The 16,813-nt window shown below is 65.8% G+C and carries 18 protein-coding genes; 8 read left to right on the top strand and 10 right to left on the bottom strand.

Going from position 1 to position 16,813, the window contains the following annotated elements:
- Positions 1 to 192 precede the first annotated feature (192 nt).
- The 7 genes from ACE039_RS27810 to ACE039_RS27840 form a co-directional block, all read right to left on the bottom strand.
- Entirely contained in the window at positions 193 to 1,851 is a 1,659-nt protein-coding gene (locus tag ACE039_RS27810) for a CYTH and CHAD domain-containing protein (RefSeq protein ID WP_485823915.1), read from the bottom strand.
- A gap of 218 nt (positions 1,852 to 2,069) precedes the next feature.
- The gene (gene phnE / locus ACE039_RS27815) at positions 2,070 to 2,894 is read right to left on the bottom strand and encodes a phosphonate ABC transporter, permease protein PhnE (RefSeq protein ID WP_105560348.1); all 825 of its coding nucleotides are present in this window, start codon (positions 2,892 to 2,894) and stop codon (positions 2,070 to 2,072) included.
- The gene (phnE, locus tag ACE039_RS27820; RefSeq protein WP_310031675.1) at positions 2,891 to 3,775 is read right to left on the bottom strand and encodes a phosphonate ABC transporter, permease protein PhnE; all 885 of its coding nucleotides are present in this window, start codon (positions 3,773 to 3,775) and stop codon (positions 2,891 to 2,893) included. The genes phnE (ACE039_RS27815) and phnE (ACE039_RS27820) overlap by 4 nt, the downstream gene beginning before the upstream one ends.
- Positions 3,772 to 4,542: a phosphonate ABC transporter ATP-binding protein gene (phnC, locus tag ACE039_RS27825; protein ID WP_485823916.1), complete on the bottom strand. Its 771-nt coding sequence runs from the start codon at positions 4,540 to 4,542 to the stop codon at positions 3,772 to 3,774. Before phnC ends, phnE (ACE039_RS27820) begins: the two co-directional genes overlap by 4 nt.
- Positions 4,543 to 4,548: 6 nt before the next feature.
- A complete protein-coding gene (gene phnD, locus ACE039_RS27830; RefSeq protein WP_485811285.1) occupies positions 4,549 to 5,547 on the bottom strand; it encodes a phosphate/phosphite/phosphonate ABC transporter substrate-binding protein in 999 nt (332 codons plus the stop codon).
- A gap of 184 nt (positions 5,548 to 5,731) precedes the next feature.
- Positions 5,732 to 6,547: an IclR family transcriptional regulator gene (locus tag ACE039_RS27835; protein ID WP_105560352.1), complete on the bottom strand. Its 816-nt coding sequence runs from the start codon at positions 6,545 to 6,547 to the stop codon at positions 5,732 to 5,734.
- Positions 6,548 to 6,559: 12 nt separating this feature from the next.
- Positions 6,560 to 7,387 (bottom strand): HAD-IIB family hydrolase, encoded by an 828-nt coding sequence (locus ACE039_RS27840; protein ID WP_485823917.1) that lies wholly within the window; start codon positions 7,385 to 7,387, stop codon positions 6,560 to 6,562.
- Positions 7,388 to 7,543: 156 nt separating this feature from the next.
- Here ACE039_RS27840 and ribBA point away from each other — a divergent pair, with 156 nt between their 5' ends.
- From ribBA to ACE039_RS27870, 6 genes are all read left to right on the top strand, one after another.
- Positions 7,544 to 8,722 (top strand): bifunctional 3,4-dihydroxy-2-butanone-4-phosphate synthase/GTP cyclohydrolase II, encoded by a 1,179-nt coding sequence (gene ribBA, locus ACE039_RS27845; RefSeq protein WP_105560354.1) that lies wholly within the window; start codon positions 7,544 to 7,546, stop codon positions 8,720 to 8,722.
- A 10-nt stretch (positions 8,723 to 8,732) separates the two neighbouring features.
- Positions 8,733 to 9,263 (top strand): 6,7-dimethyl-8-ribityllumazine synthase, encoded by a 531-nt coding sequence (gene ribH / locus ACE039_RS27850; RefSeq protein ID WP_006227613.1) that lies wholly within the window; start codon positions 8,733 to 8,735, stop codon positions 9,261 to 9,263.
- Entirely contained in the window at positions 9,232 to 9,735 is a 504-nt protein-coding gene (gene nusB / locus ACE039_RS27855; RefSeq protein ID WP_105560355.1) for a transcription antitermination factor NusB, read from the top strand. The genes ribH and nusB overlap by 32 nt, the downstream gene beginning before the upstream one ends.
- 217 nt (positions 9,736 to 9,952) lie before the next feature.
- Positions 9,953 to 10,918 carry a thiamine-phosphate kinase gene (thiL, locus tag ACE039_RS27860; RefSeq protein ID WP_485823918.1) on the top strand — a complete coding sequence of 322 codons (966 nt, stop codon included), beginning with the start codon at positions 9,953 to 9,955 and terminating at the stop codon, positions 10,916 to 10,918.
- An 89-nt stretch (positions 10,919 to 11,007) separates the two neighbouring features.
- The gene (locus ACE039_RS27865; protein WP_105560357.1) at positions 11,008 to 11,514 is read left to right on the top strand and encodes a phosphatidylglycerophosphatase A family protein; all 507 of its coding nucleotides are present in this window, start codon (positions 11,008 to 11,010) and stop codon (positions 11,512 to 11,514) included.
- On the top strand, positions 11,511 to 12,080 hold the full coding sequence (locus ACE039_RS27870) for a CinA family protein (protein WP_485823919.1): 570 nt from the start codon (positions 11,511 to 11,513) through the stop codon (positions 12,078 to 12,080). The genes ACE039_RS27865 and ACE039_RS27870 overlap by 4 nt, the downstream gene beginning before the upstream one ends.
- 113 nt (positions 12,081 to 12,193) lie before the next feature.
- Here ACE039_RS27870 and pyrF read toward each other — a convergent pair whose 3' ends face one another.
- Genes pyrF through ACE039_RS27885 form a run of 3 tightly spaced genes read right to left on the bottom strand, consistent with a single transcriptional unit; the run spans position 12,194 to position 14,787 of the window.
- Positions 12,194 to 13,012 carry an orotidine-5'-phosphate decarboxylase gene (gene pyrF, locus ACE039_RS27875; RefSeq protein WP_006227618.1) on the bottom strand — a complete coding sequence of 273 codons (819 nt, stop codon included), beginning with the start codon at positions 13,010 to 13,012 and terminating at the stop codon, positions 12,194 to 12,196.
- An 8-nt stretch (positions 13,013 to 13,020) separates the two neighbouring features.
- Entirely contained in the window at positions 13,021 to 14,340 is a 1,320-nt protein-coding gene (locus tag ACE039_RS27880) for an NAD(P)/FAD-dependent oxidoreductase (protein ID WP_448713205.1), read from the bottom strand.
- Positions 14,341 to 14,388: 48 nt separating this feature from the next.
- Positions 14,389 to 14,787, bottom strand: a complete 399-nt coding sequence (locus ACE039_RS27885) for a diacylglycerol kinase (RefSeq protein WP_105560360.1) — start codon at positions 14,785 to 14,787, stop codon at positions 14,389 to 14,391.
- Positions 14,788 to 14,958: 171 nt separating this feature from the next.
- On the opposite strand from ACE039_RS27885, the gene ACE039_RS27890 reads away from it, so the two are divergent.
- Positions 14,959 to 15,693, top strand: coding sequence for a FadR/GntR family transcriptional regulator (locus ACE039_RS27890; RefSeq protein WP_105560361.1), 735 nt, complete (start codon positions 14,959 to 14,961; stop codon positions 15,691 to 15,693).
- Between the two features lie 129 nt (positions 15,694 to 15,822).
- Positions 15,823 to 16,797: a sialic acid TRAP transporter substrate-binding protein SiaP gene (locus tag ACE039_RS27895; protein ID WP_105560362.1), complete on the top strand. Its 975-nt coding sequence runs from the start codon at positions 15,823 to 15,825 to the stop codon at positions 16,795 to 16,797.
- The last annotated feature ends 16 nt before the right edge of the window (positions 16,798 to 16,813 follow it).

A 16,813-nucleotide genomic window follows, 5' to 3' on the forward strand; every position in this document is an offset into this window, starting at 1 on the left:
ATCCAGTATTGGCGCGTCGGATGTCGTTCGTTTTACAGACAGCTGACCCGAAGCTTGCCGTGCCACTTTTTTTGAAACGCAGTGCTAGATGCGTGTCCAGGTGAAAACGAATTCACGAATTGACTTGCCGCTGCGGTAAACGCGCGCGCCCCTCCTGGCCCGGGCGGCCAGGACGGGCGCGGCTTGAAGCCATTACTTCCAGAAGGGCTTGCTGCGCGCCAGGTCGTCGAAGGCTTTCTGCGCTTCGTCCGCCAGTTCTTCCAGGCGCGCGCTGATCCAGCCCAGCGCGAACCAGGCTTGCGGATGCGTGGCGGTACACGACTCGTAGTAGTCGCGGGCGACAGCCAGGTCGTTGATTTCGCCCAGCACGTCCTGCACCTTGGACAGCAGCTTGCGGTAGCGGCGCAGCTTGGCCGCGGGCAGCAGCGATTCCGCGAACGCCAGGCTGTAGCGCAGCCGTTTGCCGCGCTTGCGCAGTTCATGGCGGGTGGGAACGTCCAGCTTGGCGAACTGCGTGCCCTGGTCGGCCACTTTGCTGTGCCAGCGGTGCAGGCGGCGCGCCAACTGCTTGTGCAGGTGTTGCGGGTCGGGTTCCGGCGCCAACATGGGGATGATGGTGGGCTTGACGCTGGGACCGGCCATGCCGCCTTCCAGCCGGATGGCGGGCTCGGGCGCGGTGTCGCTGGGCGTGCCGTTGGCGATGGCATGGCCAGGGCTGGCGGGGACCGCGGCCGGCACGTCCAGGCTCCATTCCAGCAGTTCAAGCAGCCAGGCCTGGAAGGCCTTGCCGCCGGCGATGGTCTGGGCGTCCTGTTCGGGCGGCGCGGCCTCCATGGGGATCACGGGCATGCCGGCGCGGATGAGCGCGGGCGCCACGGTCTCGTTCAGCACGTCTTGATCGCGGTTGGCGCCGAAAGCGGCGAAGTGCGTGCGCACGCCTTGCAGCATGGCGTCGGGCACCGGCGCGATCCAGCCATCGAAGAGCTTCCAGGCCGAGCGCAGGCGGCGTACGCCCACGCGCAACTGGTGCACGTGTTCGGAGTTGCCGGCGCGGTACACGCCTTCGGTGTCGACCTCGGCCAGCACCGCGGCGTTGCGCGCGATCTGGTCCAGGCATTCCGCGGCGATGCGCCCCATTGCCTGCGACGGTGTCATGTCGTCGCGCAGCTTTACGGCGGCCGCGCTGCGCGGCGCCCAGAATTGGGCGATGGCCTGGGCCCGGCGCGTTTCAAGGTCGTCGCCCGGGATGGCGTCCACGTCGGCCAGGCGTTGCGCCAGCTGGGCAAGCGCGTCGCCGCGTTCGGACTTGCTGCGGGGATCCAGCACCAGGCTATGACGCTGCTGCCACCCGCGTGCACAAGCGAAGATGGCGGCCGGGCGGCCCGACACCAGTTCGAATTCCAATTCCGAGATGGGCAGTTCCAACGCGCCGGCGCGCAAGATGCCGGTGTCGTACGCAAGTTCCACCGTGCCGAAGCGCGTGCGGACTTTGCGCAGCAGGCGCTGCACGTCGGTTTCGTAGCGCAGGCCAAGTTCGCCTTTGACCGCGGACAGCGCGGCTTCGACCTCGGTGCCGGCATACACCGACAGGTCCAGCACGGGGCCGGGACGCGGGTGATTCAATTCAATGCGGGTGATGGCGTTGATGCCTGGCATCTTCAGCGTCTGCACCCAATCGCGGCCTTCCTGGCGCAGCCGGATGGCGATGCGCGCCCGCGCAAGTTCGCGCTCCGGCGTGTCGAAATACATGGCATGCAAGCGGATGCGCGTGGCCTCGCGTTGCTTGATCTCTTTCAGCACGGCCTGGCGCGAAGCCGTGGGCACATGCAGTTTCAATTCCTGTTCCGACATGGCGGGGGGTGTCCAACGGCAAAAGCCGAGATCTTAATCAACCCGGAGGCGGGATTTGATGACCGTTCATATTTTGTTCACATTGAGCATAGACGTGAACGCAGCCTGTGGACAAGCCGCGTGCTTTTGCCGGGCAAGAAAAAACGCCGCCCTTTTTCAAAGGCGGCGCCAAGGAGCGCTGGTCAGGGGAAACCGACAAGCGTAAAACAGGGACGCGATCAAAGAATGCGTTTGCGCGCCTGCGTGATGATGATTTCGGCCAGTACGACCACAATGAAGATCGCGGCCAGCACCAGCGCCACGCGGTCCCATTGGAAGAGGTTCAGCGCGGTGTCCAGCGCCATGCCGATGCCGCCCGCGCCCACCAGGCCCAGCACGGCGGATTCACGCACGTTGATGTCCCAGCGCAGCAGCACGATGGACCAGAACGCCGGACGGATCTGCGGCCAGTAGGCGTACCACAGCACCGATGCCTTGCTGGCGCCGGTGGCGGTCACGGCTTCGATGGGCCCGCGCTGCGCTTCTTCGATGGCTTCGCCCACCAGCTTGCCCACGAAACCGATGGAGCGAAAGGCGATGGCCAGCGTGCCGGCCAGTGCGCCCGGTCCAAAGATGGCGATGAACAGCAGCGCCCACACCAGCGAATTGACCGACCGGCTGGACACCAGGATCAATCGCGCCAGCATGTTGATGGTCTTGCTGGGCGTCAGGTTGTTGGCTGCCAGCAGGCCCACCGGCACCGCCATGAAGACGGACAGGATGGTGCCCAGGGTAGCGATGTGCAGCGTTTCGATCAGCGCGTGGTGCACGCCGTCCGGGTAGTAGGCCCAGTCGATCGGCCACATGCGGCGGAACAGGTCCGCCATCTGCTCGGGCGCGTCATACAGGAATTCCGGTATGACTTCCACGCCGCGAATCGCTTGCGCGATGGCCGCGACCACCAGCAGGTACAGCGCAAAGCGCAGCAGCCGCTGGCCCATGCTGTAGCGCTGCCAGACGCGAGGGGAACCTGCGGGGTTCAGGGTGGAGGCATGGACGTTCATTCTTCCACCTCCGCCTTGCGCGCCGCGGGCGTCTTGCCGGAGCCGATGCCGCGGGCCCCCGCGAAACGGCCTTGCAGAATGCGGTCGAAACCCAGGTTGTCCAGGAACACGGCGCGCACGAAGCCGGCGATGATTTCACCCAGCATGATGATGGCGATGAGCGTCAGCAGGATGGCGCTGACGAAGTCGTAATCGAAACGCTGGAAGGCCGAGAACAGGGTGCCGCCCACGCCGCCCGCGCCCACGATGCCCACCATGGTGGAGTTGCGCAGATTGGAATCGAACTGGTAAGTGGCAAAGCCGATGAAGCGCGCGAACACCTGCGGCAGCACGCCGAAGATGATCACGTTGGCAAACGACGCGCCGCTTGCACGCACGGCTTCCACCTGCTTGAGCGAAATTTCCTCGATGGCTTCGGTGAACAGCTTACCGATGAATCCGATCGACGCCACGGTCAGCGCCAGGATGCCCGCCAGGGCGCCGAAGCCCACGGCCTTGACGAACAGGATGGCGACGATGACCGGGTGCAGGGCGCGGCACAGCGCCACCAGCGAACGCGCGGGCCACGACACCCAGGCGGGCATCATGTTGCGGGCGCCAAGCAGGCCGACCGGCAGCGCGAACAGGATGCCCAGCACCGAGGCCAGTACCGCGATTTCCAGGCTTTCCGCGATGCCTTTCCACAAGGTCGCGGGCTTTTCGAAATTAGGCGGGAACATGCGCGAAAGAAACGTCGACGCGTGCCCCATGCCGGTTTCAAAGCGCGCCCAGCTGAAATCCAGCTGCGCGCCGGCGTAGATTGTGTAGATCACCAGCAACACCAGGCCCGCCTTGGCGCGCCCGGACATGGCGAAGGGGCGGACGCCCCGGGGATGCGTCATTCCAGCCAAGACTCGCCTCCGTAAATGGTCTTGAGCATGGTCGCGTCCAGGCCCTGGCCATCGCCGTCGTAGACCACGTGCCCGCCGGACATGCCGACGATGCGGGTGGCGTAGCGGCGGGCCAGTTCCACGTCGTGGATGTTCACGATGACGGGAATGCCGGTGGCGCTGCCCTGGTCGGACAGCAGCTCCATGATTTCAACGGAGGTCTTCGGGTCCAGCGACGACGTGGGTTCGTCGGCCAGCAGCAACTGCGGGCGCTGCATCAGCGCGCGGGCGATGCCCACGCGCTGGCGCTGGCCGCCCGACAGCGCGTCGGCGCGCTGGTCGGCAAAGCCGGCCAGGCCGACGGTATCCAGCAGCTTGTAGGCGTGCTCGATGTCTTCCGGTTCAAAGCGGCGCATCCAGGCCTTGAGCGCCGAGGTGTAGCCCAGCCGTCCGGTCAGCAGGTTTTCCATCACGGTCAGGCGTTCGACCAGGTTGTATTCCTGGAACACCATGCCGATGCGCCGGCGCGGGCGGCGCAGCGACGCGCCGCGCACGCGGGCCAGGTCCACCGACCCATCCTTGGACTGCAGCACGATCTCGCCCTGGGTGGGTTCGATCAGCCGGTTGATGCAACGCAGAAGCGTGCTTTTGCCGGTGCCGGAAGGGCCGATGATGGCGGTCAGCCCCTGGCCGGCGATTTCAAGGTTGATGCCATTGAGAACCGGCCGGCCGGCCCGGTATTCCTTGACCAGGCCGGAAATGCGTAGCGACGTCGTCATGCTGGATTACTTCTTGCTCTTTGCGGATTCGCGGTCGTAGGCGGCGCGGTTGAAGCTTTCGCCACCCGATTCAGCCACCTGGCGGACGATGGCCCAGTCCTTCTGATAGGTCACCGGATAGAAGCGGTCGGCGTTGTCGAAGGCCTTCGACATTTCCGCGGGGAAGCGGTAGTCGTAGAAGCACTTCAACATCTGGTCGCGGAACTTCGGTTCCAGGTCATGCGCGTAGGCGAATGACGAGGTGGGGAATTTCTCGCTCTTGTAGATCACGCGGAAGTCGGCTTCCTTGACCTGGCCGCGTTCGACCATGCGCTTGAACACGTCCGAGGCCACGGCGGCGGCGTCATAGTCGCCGGAGTTCACGCCCATGACGGATTGGTCGTGCTTGCCCGAGAAGATCACCTTGTAGTCCTTGTCCGGCGTCAGGCCTTCCTTGGGGAACAGGGCCACGGGCGCCATGTGGCCCGAATTCGACGACGGCGCGGTGTGCGCCAGCTTCTTGCCCTTCAGGTCAGCCAGCTTCTGGTAGGGGCTGTCTTTCTTGACGATGACGATCAGGTTGTAGCCCTGGAAGCCGTCGGCATAGCCCTTGACGGCAAACGGCACGGCGCCCGCGATGTTCACGGCGAAGGCAGTGGGACCGGTCGAGAAGCCGCCCACGTGCAGGCGGCCCGAGCGCATGGCTTCGATTTCCGCGGCGTTGCTTTGCACCTGGTAGAACACCACGCGCTTGCCGGTGCATTCCGACAGGTGCTTGGTGAAGGGCTTGAAGATGTCTTCGTAGACCGCCGGGTCTTCCACCGGGGTGTAGGTGAACACCAGTGTCGAAGGCGTTTTCAACTTGGACGCGTCGGTGGGCGTATCGGCCACCAGGTCCTTGTTGTTGTCGCAATACATCTGGTCCAGATCGCCCCGGTTGGAGCAGGTGTCGGCGGCCTGGGCGGTGGCGCCGCCAACGGCGAATGCGGCCAGGGCGGCCGCTTGCAATAGACGCATCGCGTGCATGGTTTGTCTCCTCTTGTGGGACGAATTTGAATATTCGCTGAATTCAACCACACAAGCGGGGACGGGCACACTTGGGAAAGTCCCTGCCTTTCTTTTCGTCTTTTGTTCGAATTGTTCGTTTTATGTTCGTTTATTTTCGATCATTCGAACGTGCCGGGTATGCGCCTGGCCAGGATCCGCCGGTTCAGCCCCGGTAGCCCAGCTTGCGTGAGATCTCCTGCGCGCAGGCCAGCAGCGGGCGCGCGATCGTGCCGTCCCAGCTCACGTCGAAAAGACCCGTGGGCCCCAGGCTGGTCAGCCCCAGGACGATGTTGCCGGTGTTGTCGAATACCGGCACGGACAGGGCGTCCACGCCGGGCAGCGGATTGCCCAGCGCGCGGGCCATGCCGTGCACGCGGATATCGGCCAACTGGGCTTCGATATTGGCCCGTGATGCCTTGCGCGGGGGCGGCACGCTGGCGATGACGGCCGTGTCGCCTTCTTCGCGAGCAATGTAGTGTTCGCTGACCTTGGGCGGCAGCCAGGCGGCAAACACCAGCCCGGTGGCGGTGTGCAGCATGGACATGACGGTGCCCTTGCGCATGTTCACGTGGACCGGGTAGCTGGCTTCGGTCATGTGGATCATGGTGGGCCCGTGGGAACCCAGCACCGCGATGCCCAGCGTGTGGCCGATCTCGGATTGCAGCTTGGCGATCTCGGGCATGGCGATGCGCACGGGGTCCAGCCGTTGCAGGCTGACCAGCCCCATCTGCAGGGCGAAGGGGCCAAGTTCGTATTGGCCGGTGATGGTGTCTTGCTGCACCAGGCCAACGCGGATGAAGCTGACCAGATAGGGGTGCGCCTTGGCGGACGTCATGCCGGCGCCCGCGGCCAGGTCGCGCAGGGTCAGGGGCTTGGCGGCGTCCACCAGGGCGGCCAGCAACGGCACGCCCACTTCGATGGACTGGATGCTGCGGCGGCCGTCGTTGGCGGCGGGGGCGGGTGTCTTGGTGGTGGCCACGGGATGCGGACCTCAGGCCGGTTGCGCGTGCGGCGATTGCACGGACTGGCGGGCCGCCAGCAACCGGTCCGCCATTTCAACGAAGCCCGCGCCGCCATGGAAGGCGGCGACGAAAGCGGGGCGGTGCGTCAGGCGGTGCAACTGGGCCTGGATGTTGGCCACTCCGACCGAAATAGGGAAGTACGCGAACATGGGTTCGTCATTGGGCGAATCGCCAATGAACAGCGTGCTGTCCAGCGCGCTGGCCACGTCCGCGCCGAATTCGCGCTGGAACATCGTGCGGGTCATGGTCAGCTTGTCGTAGTCGCCGAACCAGCCGTTGACGTGGATGGAACTGACTTTGGCCTGGGCGCCGGCGTCGTGGAAGATCTGGACGATCTTGCTGATGGCCGAATCAGGCAGCGCGGGCACGTCTTCGCAGAAGTCGATGGCCAGGTCGGCCACGCGATAGTCCTGGTCGCTGGCGACGGCCGAGCCCGGCACCTCGGCCAGCACGCGGTCTCGGATGGCGTCCAGTTGCTTGCGGCTGGCCTGGCGCGACGCCGCGTCCGTCCAGTAGTGGGTGGTCATGCGGCGGGCCTGGCGGTCGTAGGCGTAATAGAACGCGCCGTTCTCCCCCACCACGGCGCGCACCGGCCACATGCGGGCGATGTGGTCGCACCAGCCAGCCGGGCGGCCGGTGATCGGCACGACCTGGATACCCGCCTGTTCCAGGCGTTCCAGCGCGGCGTAGGCGTCGGCCGGCAGGCGGCCCTCGGTGGTCAGCGTGTCGTCGATATCGGTCAGGACGACGCGAACCGCCGCCGCGACGGTCAAAGGCATGGCCGCAAGGGCTTGCATGGGTTTTATCCTCGAGGGGGTGTCGTTTTCAGGGGGGTCTCCGGGCGAAAGTTTAACCGGATGCCCCCCGCCGGCAGCCGTTCTGACGGTTCGATAGGGGATCTGGCGCCAGGGGCGCTAAAATCCGGGCTTTCCCGCCTGGTTTGCGTGCCCGCCATGTCCGTCCAGTTGTCCTCTTTGCCCGGCTCCGAGCCGGAATCCTTCGGTATCGCTTCGGTTGCCGAGATCATCGCCGAGCTTCGTGCCGGCCGCATCGTCATCCTGGTTGACGAAGAAGACCGTGAAAACGAAGGCGACCTGGTCATGGCCGCCGAATTCGTCACGCCTGAAGCGATCAACTTCATGGTCACGCACGGCCGCGGCCTGGTGTGCCTGACGCTGACCGAAGAGCGCTGCCGCCAGTTGGAGCTGCCGATGATGGCAGCCCGCAATGGCACGCGATACGGCACTAATTTCACGCAGTCCATCGAGGCCGCGGTAGGCGTGGAAACCGGCATCTCGGCTGCTGACCGCGCCCGCACGATCCAGGTGGCGGTGGCGCGCGACGCCAAACCGGCCGACCTGGTGCAGCCCGGCCACATCTTCCCGGTGCGCGCGGTGCCCGGCGGCGTGCTGGTGCGCGCCGGCCACACCGAAGCCGGTTGCGACCTGACCGCCATGGCCGGCCTGACGCCTGCCGCGGTCATCTGCGAGATCCTCAAGCCGGACGGCACCATGGCCCGCCTGCCGGACCTGGTGGAATTCGGCCGCCAGCACAATCTGAAGATCGGCACGATCGCCGACCTGATCCAGTACCGCAGCGAACACGAATCCATCGTCAAGCGCGTGGGCAAGCGCCCCATGCAGACGGCCTGGGGCACCTTCGAGGCCGTGGCCTACGAAGACGCCGCCACGGGCTCTGCCCATTTGGCGCTGGTGCATGGTAACGTGAGCCCCGACGTCGAAACGCTGGTGCGCGTGCATGAGCCGGCCTCCGTGCTGGACGTGCTGGACACCGGCGCCAGCCCGCACAGTTGGGGCGTGGCAAAAGCGTTGCAGGCGATTGCGGCCGCTCCGGCAGGAGTGCTGGTGTTGATGAACTGCCAATCGTCCACCGAGCACCTGTTCGGCCAGATCGCCGGCTGGAACGACCCGAAGGCGCAGGCCGACGCCGCCGCCAGCACCGACCGGTTCGGGCTGCGCACCTACGGCATCGGCGCCCAGATTCTGCGCGACCTGAATGTAGGCCAGATGAAGCTGCTGGCTCGGCCGCGCAAGATGCCCAGCATGGCGGGCTTTTCGCTCACCATTACGGGTTACGATTGCGACCCGCTGAATACTTCCGCAACACACTGAAGGCCGACACATGAACCCTTACATCCTTACCCCCGACCTGAACGGCGAAGGGCTGCACATCGGCATCGTACGCGCCCGCTTCAATGAAGAAATCGGTCAAGCCGAACTTGAAGCGTGCCTGAAGGAACTGGCCGAGCTGGGCGTGGACGAACGCGACGTGATGGTCGCGACCGTTCCCGGCGCCCTGGAACTGGGCGTGGCCCTGTCGCACATGGCCGAAACGTTCGAATTCGACGCCTTGATCGCGCTGGGCGCCGTCATCCGTGGCGAGACCTATCACTTTGAAGTGGTCAGCAATGAAATGGCCATGGCAATCACCCGTATCTCCCTGGAAACCGGCATCCCCGTCGCAAACGGCGTGTTGACCGTCGACACCGACGAGCAGGCGCAAGCCCGCGCCGCCGGCAAGGGCCGCGATTGCGCTCAGGTGGCCGTTGAAATGGCCAACCTGGTGGCGGCGCTGGAACCCGAGGAAGAAGACGAAGACGACGAAGACGAGGACGAAGATTTTGACGACGAAGAAGACGACGACCAGCGCTGATAGCGCGGCGCAAGCCCGCGCCAGTGCGCGCAGCGCCCGCCGCCGTGCACGCGAATTCGCGCTGCAGGGCGTGTACGCGTGGCTGCTGCGCGGTGGCGAAGGCACGCAAGACGCCGGCGAGATCGACGCCCACCTGCGCGACACCGAGGATTTTTCCGAGGCCGACGCGCAGTGGTTCAAGACCTTGCTGCACGGTGTCCTGCGCGAAGCGCCCGCGTTGCGCGAGCGTTTCACGCCCTATGTCGACCGCCCGCTGGCCGAGCTGTCGCCTGTTGAGCATGGCATTCTGCTGATCGGCAGCTTCGAACTGATTCATCATGTCGAAGTGCCGTACAAGGTTGCCATCAACGAAGCGGTCGAGCTGGCCAAATCGTTTGGCGGCACCGACGGCTTCAAGTTCGTCAACGGCGTGCTCGACAAGCTGGCCGCCGACGTGCGTGCGACCGAAGTCCAGGCCGCCGCTAGGAGGTAGCCCCCCCCCGAGCGCTGCGCGCTTCCCCCCCAGGGGGGCGCCTCTGCGGACCGGCGGAGCCGGCTCCGCGTGGCCCTGTTTTTGGGGGCATTTGCTTCTTGCGATGCGCGCGGCGGTGGGCTTTTTTCCCCGTTGCGTGCGCCGCGCATGATCTTCGGGACTGTACGTCCCATGTGGGCGTTAATGCCGGCCGGCCGTGCCGGATAGCGGAGTCGCCGTGGCGTCCGAATTCGATCTGATCGCGCGCTATTTCACCCGGACCGCGCCGGCAGGAATGCTGGGCGTGGGCGACGATTGCGCCCTGTTTCCCGTGCCGCCTGGCGAACAAGTCGCCACCAGCACTGATCTGCTGCTGGAAGGCCGGCATTTCTTTCCCGACGTAGACCCCCGCGCCCTGGGCCACAAAGCCCTGGCCGTGAATCTTTCCGACCTGGCCGCCATGGGCGCCTGGCCGATCGGCTGCGTCCTGGGGCTGGCCTTGCCGCGCCTGGACGAACCCTGGCTGGCCGCGTTCGCGGACGGCTTTCACGCGCTGGCCGCCGCGCATGGCTGCCCCCTGATTGGCGGCGACACCACGCGCAGCGCGCATGACCTGGCGATCAGCGTCACCGTGTTTGGCGCCGTGCCCGCCAGCCAGGCGCTGCGGCGTGACGGCGCGCAGGCTGGCGACGACATCTGGGTATCGGGCGAGCTGGGCGCGGCCGACGTGGCCTACCGCCTGCTGGACGGCCAGTATCCGGCCGATGCGCCCTTGCTGGCCGCCACCCGCGGCGCGCTGGAATGGCCGCAGCCTCAGGTCGCGCTGGGATTGGCGCTGCGCGGCGTCGCGCACGCCGCCATCGACCTGTCGGACGGCCTGCTGCAAGACCTGGGCCACATTCTGGCCGCCAGCGGGGTGGGCGCGTCCATCGAGTTCAGCCGGATGCCGGTGGCCGCGGCCTTGGCGGCGATGGACGCCGCGCCGTTGCAACGCGCGGTGCTGGGCGGCGGCGACGTCTATCAGTTGTGCTTTACCGCGCCCGCCGCCAAACGCGACGCCGTCCAGGCCGCTGGCCTGGCGGCTAACGCCCGCGTGACCCGCATCGGCCAGACGCTGGCGCAGCCGGGCCTGACCGTGCTGGACGGGCAGGGCCAGCCGATGACCACGCTGCCGGCCGGTTTCGACCACTTTCCCGCGGCGTGATCCCGGCGGATTCGCCTGCTTTTACCGACATCCCCCTCTACCCCCGGCCCAGGAACGCCATGTCCCTTACCGATAAGCCATCCCCGTCCATGCGCGAACGTTCGCGGGCCGAGTATCCGCCGCTGTCCTGGATATGCCGCGATCCCGGCCGGCTGATCGCCTTTGGCCTGGGCAGCGGCTTGATCCGTCCGGCGTCGGGCACCTGGGGCACCTTGCTGGCATGGGGCATCTGGGTGGCGGCCGCGCCTGCCGCATCGGACCTGGCGATTGGCGTGTTCCTGGCGCTGGCTTTCCTGTACGGGTGCTGGGCCTGCCATCGCGTGGGCCGCGAACTTGGGCAGGCGGATCATGTCGGAATGGTCTGGGACGAGATGGTGGCGTTCTGGCTGGTGCTCTGGCTGACGCCCGCCGGCTGGGTGTCGCAGTTGCTGGCGTTCGGGCTGTTTCGCCTGTTCGACATCGTCAAGCCGCCTCCCATCAAGTTCTTCGACGCTCATATCAAGGGCGGCTTCGGGGTTATGTGGGACGATATCGTGGCGGCCGGCTATGCCTTGCTGGTGATGGCGTTGGTCGCGCGTACAGGAGTCTTGGGATGAACGAGCAACAAGCAGCAGGATCGCGTTTGAATCTGTCGGCCGCGCAGTTGACCGAGGCGATGACCGTCGGCCTGGCCGAACAACTGGGCGACGCGATGCGGCGTCATGGCTGGATGCTTGGCACCGCGGAATCCTGCACCGGTGGCTTGCTGGCCGGCGCGATGACATCGGTAGCCGGTTCCAGCGAATGGTTCGAGCGCGGCTTCGTCACCTATAGCAACGAAGCCAAAGTGGCCGAGCTGGATGTTTCACCCGATGCGCTGCATCACTTCGGCGCGGTCAGCGAACCCGTTGCGCTGGAAATGGCCAATGGCGTGTTGCTGGTGTCGCCCGCCGCGCATGTGGGCGTGTCCACGACCGGCATTGCCGGACCGGGCGGCGCCACGCCGGGCAAGCCGGTGGGCATGGTGTGCTTCGGCTTCGCGATGCGCGTCGGCGACGGCATCACCAGCCGCGCCGTGACGCACGTGTTCCCGGGGGACCGGACGCAAGTGCGCCAGGCCGCCGTGGAATACGCGTTGCGGGGGCTGCTGGAATTCGTGGGAGCGCCGGTCAACCGGCGCTAGGCGGGTGTTGGCCCCCACGCTGCACACGCTTTGTGTGTTTGCTGCCCCCCGAGGGGGCTTTTTTGCCTTGGGGCGGCCCGGCGGCAAAAAGGCCGCCCGGCCACATCCCGGGATCAACGCACCGCGTTGATCGCGTCGCGCAGGCCCATGGCCGCGCGGCCGGCGGCTTCTCGCCAATCGTCGCCGCCGCTGGCGTAGATGATGGCGCGAGAGGAGTTGATCATCATGCCGCTGCGGGCGGCGTTCGCGCCGGCGTTCACGGTGGCGGTGATGTCGCCGCCCTGGGCGCCGATGCCGGGCACCAGCAGGGGCAGCGCGTCGCCGATGCGTTGGCGGACGGCGGCCAGTTCATTCGGGAACGTGGCGCCCACCACCAGGCCGCACTGGCCATTGGCGTTCCATTTGTCGGCCACCAGCCCTGCAACGTGCAGGTACAGCGGTTCGCCGTTGTCCATCTTCAGGAATTGCAGGTCGGAACCGCCGGGGTTGGACGTGCGGCACAGCACGATCACGCCGCGGTCGCGCCAGGCCAGGTAGGGTTCAACCGAGTCCAGGCCCATGTAGGGGCTGACCGTCAGGGCGTGCGCCTGATAGCGCTCGTAGGCTTCGCGCGCGTAGTTCTCGGCGGTGGAGCCGATGTCGCCGCGCTTGGCGTCCAGCACGATGGGCAGGTCCGGATGCTTGTCACGGATGTGCTGGCACAGGGCTTCCAGCTGGTCTTCGGCGCGATGCGCCGCGAAGTACGCAATCTGCGGCTTGAAGCTGCAGGCGTAGGGCGCGGTGGCGTCGACGATGTCGCGGCAGAACTGGAAAATGGCGTCCGGCTTGTCCTGCAATTCGCGCGGAAAGCGTTGGGGGTCGGGATCCAGCCCGACTTGCAGGAGCGAGTTGCTGGTGGTCCAGGCGTGTTCGAGTTTTTGCAGGAAATTCATGGGGGAGTTCAGTGCAGTTTGACCCGGGGGCGCGTGCGCCGCATAAGCAGGCGGGCCAGGGCCAGGGAGGCGGTGCGAGAGATGCCGAGCACTGCTTTGTGGTGCATCAGGTGCAGGCTCATGTACATCAAGCGCGCCAGTGTACCGCTTACGAACAGTCCCCGTCCGGCCAGCTTGCCCATCAGGCTGCCGACCCCGGCGTCCTGCCCCAGCGACACCAGCGAACCGTGGTCCTGATAGACGTACGGGCCGGCGGGCTCGGCTGAGCCGCGCAATCGCGCCGTCAACTTCTTGGCCAGGTAATCGGCCTGCTGATGGGCCGCCTGGGCGCGGGCGGGCACGGTGCGCCCGTCGCGCCAGGGGACCGAGCAGCAGTCGCCCAGCGCCAGGATGTGCGGATCCGCCGTTTCCATGCGTTCGTTCAATTCCAGCTGGCCCAGCTTGTTCAGCGGCAGGTCCAGATCAGCCAACAGGGCCGGGCCCTTGATGCCGGCCGCCCACATGCACAGTTGGGCGGGAAATTCGCGCCCGTCGGCGGTCTTGACGCTGCCGTCCGTGACTTCCGACACGCGGCAGGACGTTTCCACGCCGATGCCCAGTTCTTTCAACCGGTGGGTGGCGGCTTCCGAGATTTTCTCGGGCAGGGCCGACAGGATGCGCGGCGCGCCTTCGACCAGCGTGATGGCCAGGTCGCGTTCGGCGCGGAAGTTCGGCAGCCCGTAGGCGCTGACCACGTGGCTGGCTTCGGTGAGTTCCACCGCCAATTCGACGCCAGTCGCGCCGCCGCCCACGATGACCAGATCCAGCCGGGCCGACGGGTTGCGCACTTTGGCCAGGTCCACCTGCGCCATGGCCTTCAGCATGGTCAGGCGGAACTGTTCGGCGTTTTCGGTGGTGTCCAGCGTCACGGCGTGGTCGGCCGCGCCGGGCGTATTGAAGAAATTGGAGGTACTGCCCAGGGCCAGCACCAGCGTGTCGTAGGCCAGCTCGCGACGGGGCAGGACCTCTTGGCCTTGCGCGTCGTTGACGGTGTCCACCACGATCTGGCGGCGTTCGCGGTCCACGCTCAGCAAGCGGCCTTGCGCGAACGAAAAGCCGTTCATGTGGGCCAGCATCAGGTAGGACAGGCCTTCCTGGTGGATGTCGAGCGTGCCGGCGGCCGCCTCATGGAGTGATGGCTTCCAGATATGGAAGGGGCGGCTGTCGACCAGCGTGATGTGTTGTCGGCCATGGATCCGGCCCAACTTGGCGGCCAATTCCAGGCCGCCGGCACCGCCGCCGACGATGACGATGCGTTGAGTGGGGGCTGACGTCGATTTAGGCATCATGGCTCCCAGTATAAAGACTGGCGCGCCCCTCGTGGGAGGCCGGCCGTGTCAATGCATGACGAAACGGCTGATGGCCACCCCGATCCAGACCGCGCCCGCGAAGAGCAGCAGCAGCATCACGGCCGCGCTGCCCAGGTCCTTGGCCCGCCCCAGCAACGGATGGCGCTCGACGGACAGCGCATCGGCCAGCGCCTCGATGGCGGAGTTCAGCAATTCGGCCGCCAGCACCATGATCACGGTGCCCACCAGGAAAAAGACCTCGACCGTGGTCCGGCCCAGGAAGAACGCCGCCGGGATCATCAACACCGCCAGCGCCAGTTCCTGGCGGAAGGCGGCCTCGTATTTGACGGCCGCTTTCAGCCCCTGCCAGGAGTAGCGCAGCGCATTCAGGATGCGGCGCAGGCCGCCAGTGCTTTTAAAGGGCGAGTGTTGCGGGTCGTAGGTCATGGATGCGGAAGATTGCCGGGTGTGGCGGCTTTTTAACAGATAAGGGTTGCCCGCGTAGTGCGGCGTGGGGCTATGGGCAAACCCTAATTGTGACGGAGGAAAGGCTGGCGCAGGATTCTGGTCAATTGGTAAGGCCACTTTACCTTTTCGCCGTTGCCTCCATCTGATCCCATGCCGATCCAGACTATCGAGCCCCGCCGCTTGTACCGCCAGATCGCCGACCAGCTCCGTTTGCTGATCGAAGCCGGCGAATTTCCGGTCGGCGCCCGGCTGCCGCCCGAGCGCGACCTGGCGTTGAAGCTTGGCGTGTCCCGCCCGTCGGTGCGTGAAGCGCTGATTGCGCTGGAGGTCGAAGGCTGGGTGGAAGTGCGCATGGGGTCCGGCGTGTATGTGCAAAGCCTGGCCGGCGCGCCGCGCGCCAGCCTGACCGCCGAAAGCCCCCTGGAAACCATCCGCGCGCGCTGGACGATCGAAGGCGAACTTGCCGCGCAGGCGGCGCGCAACCCCGTGCCCGCACTGGTCGACGGCCTGCTGGAAGCGATGGGCGCGATGGAAGACGAGGCCCAGGCGGGCAGCGTGCCTATCCGCGGCGACCGGTTGTTTCACTTGCGCGTGGCTGAAATGGCCGGCAATGCCGTCCTGGTGCGCGTCGTGGGCGAACTCTTCGACGAACGCCACAACCCCTTGTCCGTGAAGCTGGGGGACTACTTCGAGAACCCGGACAGCTGGGCCGTGGCCATTACCGAACACCGCCGCGTCATCGCCGCCATCGCGGCCGGTGACGAGGCCGCCGCGCGCGCCGCCATGCATCACCATCTTTCCTGCTCGTTTGACCGTTTGACGGCCAGTTGGCCGGCAGCGGCGGACGCATTGCGTGCCGATAGCAAAGAACCGGCGGCGTCTTGACGCCTTCGGGGAAGCCGTAGTCGCTGTACCAAGGTGCAACCTGTATGTGAAATTCCCATGTGAAACATAAAGCGGGCCGAGCGCGTGACGACATTCGCCGGACTCGCTACCTCAGAGAGAGGAGACATCATGAATCGAGGCAACGCTATCAAAGTGCTGTTTGCCGCCGTCGCGCTGGCCGTCAGTGGCAGCGCGCTGGCGCAAACCAAGCTGAAATGGGCGCATGTGTACGAGACGTCCGAACCGTTCCATACCTCGTCGGTGTGGGCGGCGCAGGAAATCGAGAAACGCACCAACGGCCGCTATCACATCGATGTCTATCCCGCCTCTCAGTTGGGCAAGGAAAACGACATCAACCAGGGGCTGACGCTCGGCACGGTGGACATGATCATTTCCGGGTCCAGCTTCGCCGCCAAGAGCTTTCCCCGCATCGGCGTCACGTACTACCCCTACATCTTCCGCAATCCCGAGCACTTGATCGCCTACACCAAGAGCGATATCTACAAAGAGCTGACGCGGGGCTACGACGAGAAAAGCGGCAACCACATCGTCGCCACCACCTATTACGGCACGCGCCAGACGACCTCCAACCGCGCCTTCACCAAGTGCGCCGAGATGAAGGGCCTGAAGATCCGCGTGCCGGACGTGGCCGCCTACCTGGCGATGCCGCGCGCCTGTGGCGCCAACACCGCACCCATCGCGTTCGCCGAGGTCTACCTGGCCCTGCAGAACGGCACGGTGGAAGCGCAGGAAAACCCGCTGACGACCATCGAAGCCAAGAAGTTCTACGAGGTGCAGAAGAACATTATCCTGACGGGCCACATCGTCGATCACCTGAACACGGTGATCTCGGGCAAGTTGTGGAAGAGCCTGTCCGATGAGGACAAGAAGATCTTCTCCGAAGTCGCCCGGCAGGCGGCGGAAAAGGCGTCGTCCGAAGTGGCCGACAGCGAGAAGAAGATGGTCGAGGTGTTCAAGAAGCGCGGGCTGAACGTGGCCGAGGTCAATGTCGATGACTTCCGCAAGACCGTGCTGGAGAAGGTGCCGTTCGAGCAATACGGCTACCAGAAATCGGATTGGGAAAAAATCCAGGCGGTGAAGTAAGCCGCGCGGGGGGGGC

The organism is Achromobacter maghribensis, assembly GCF_057334215.1.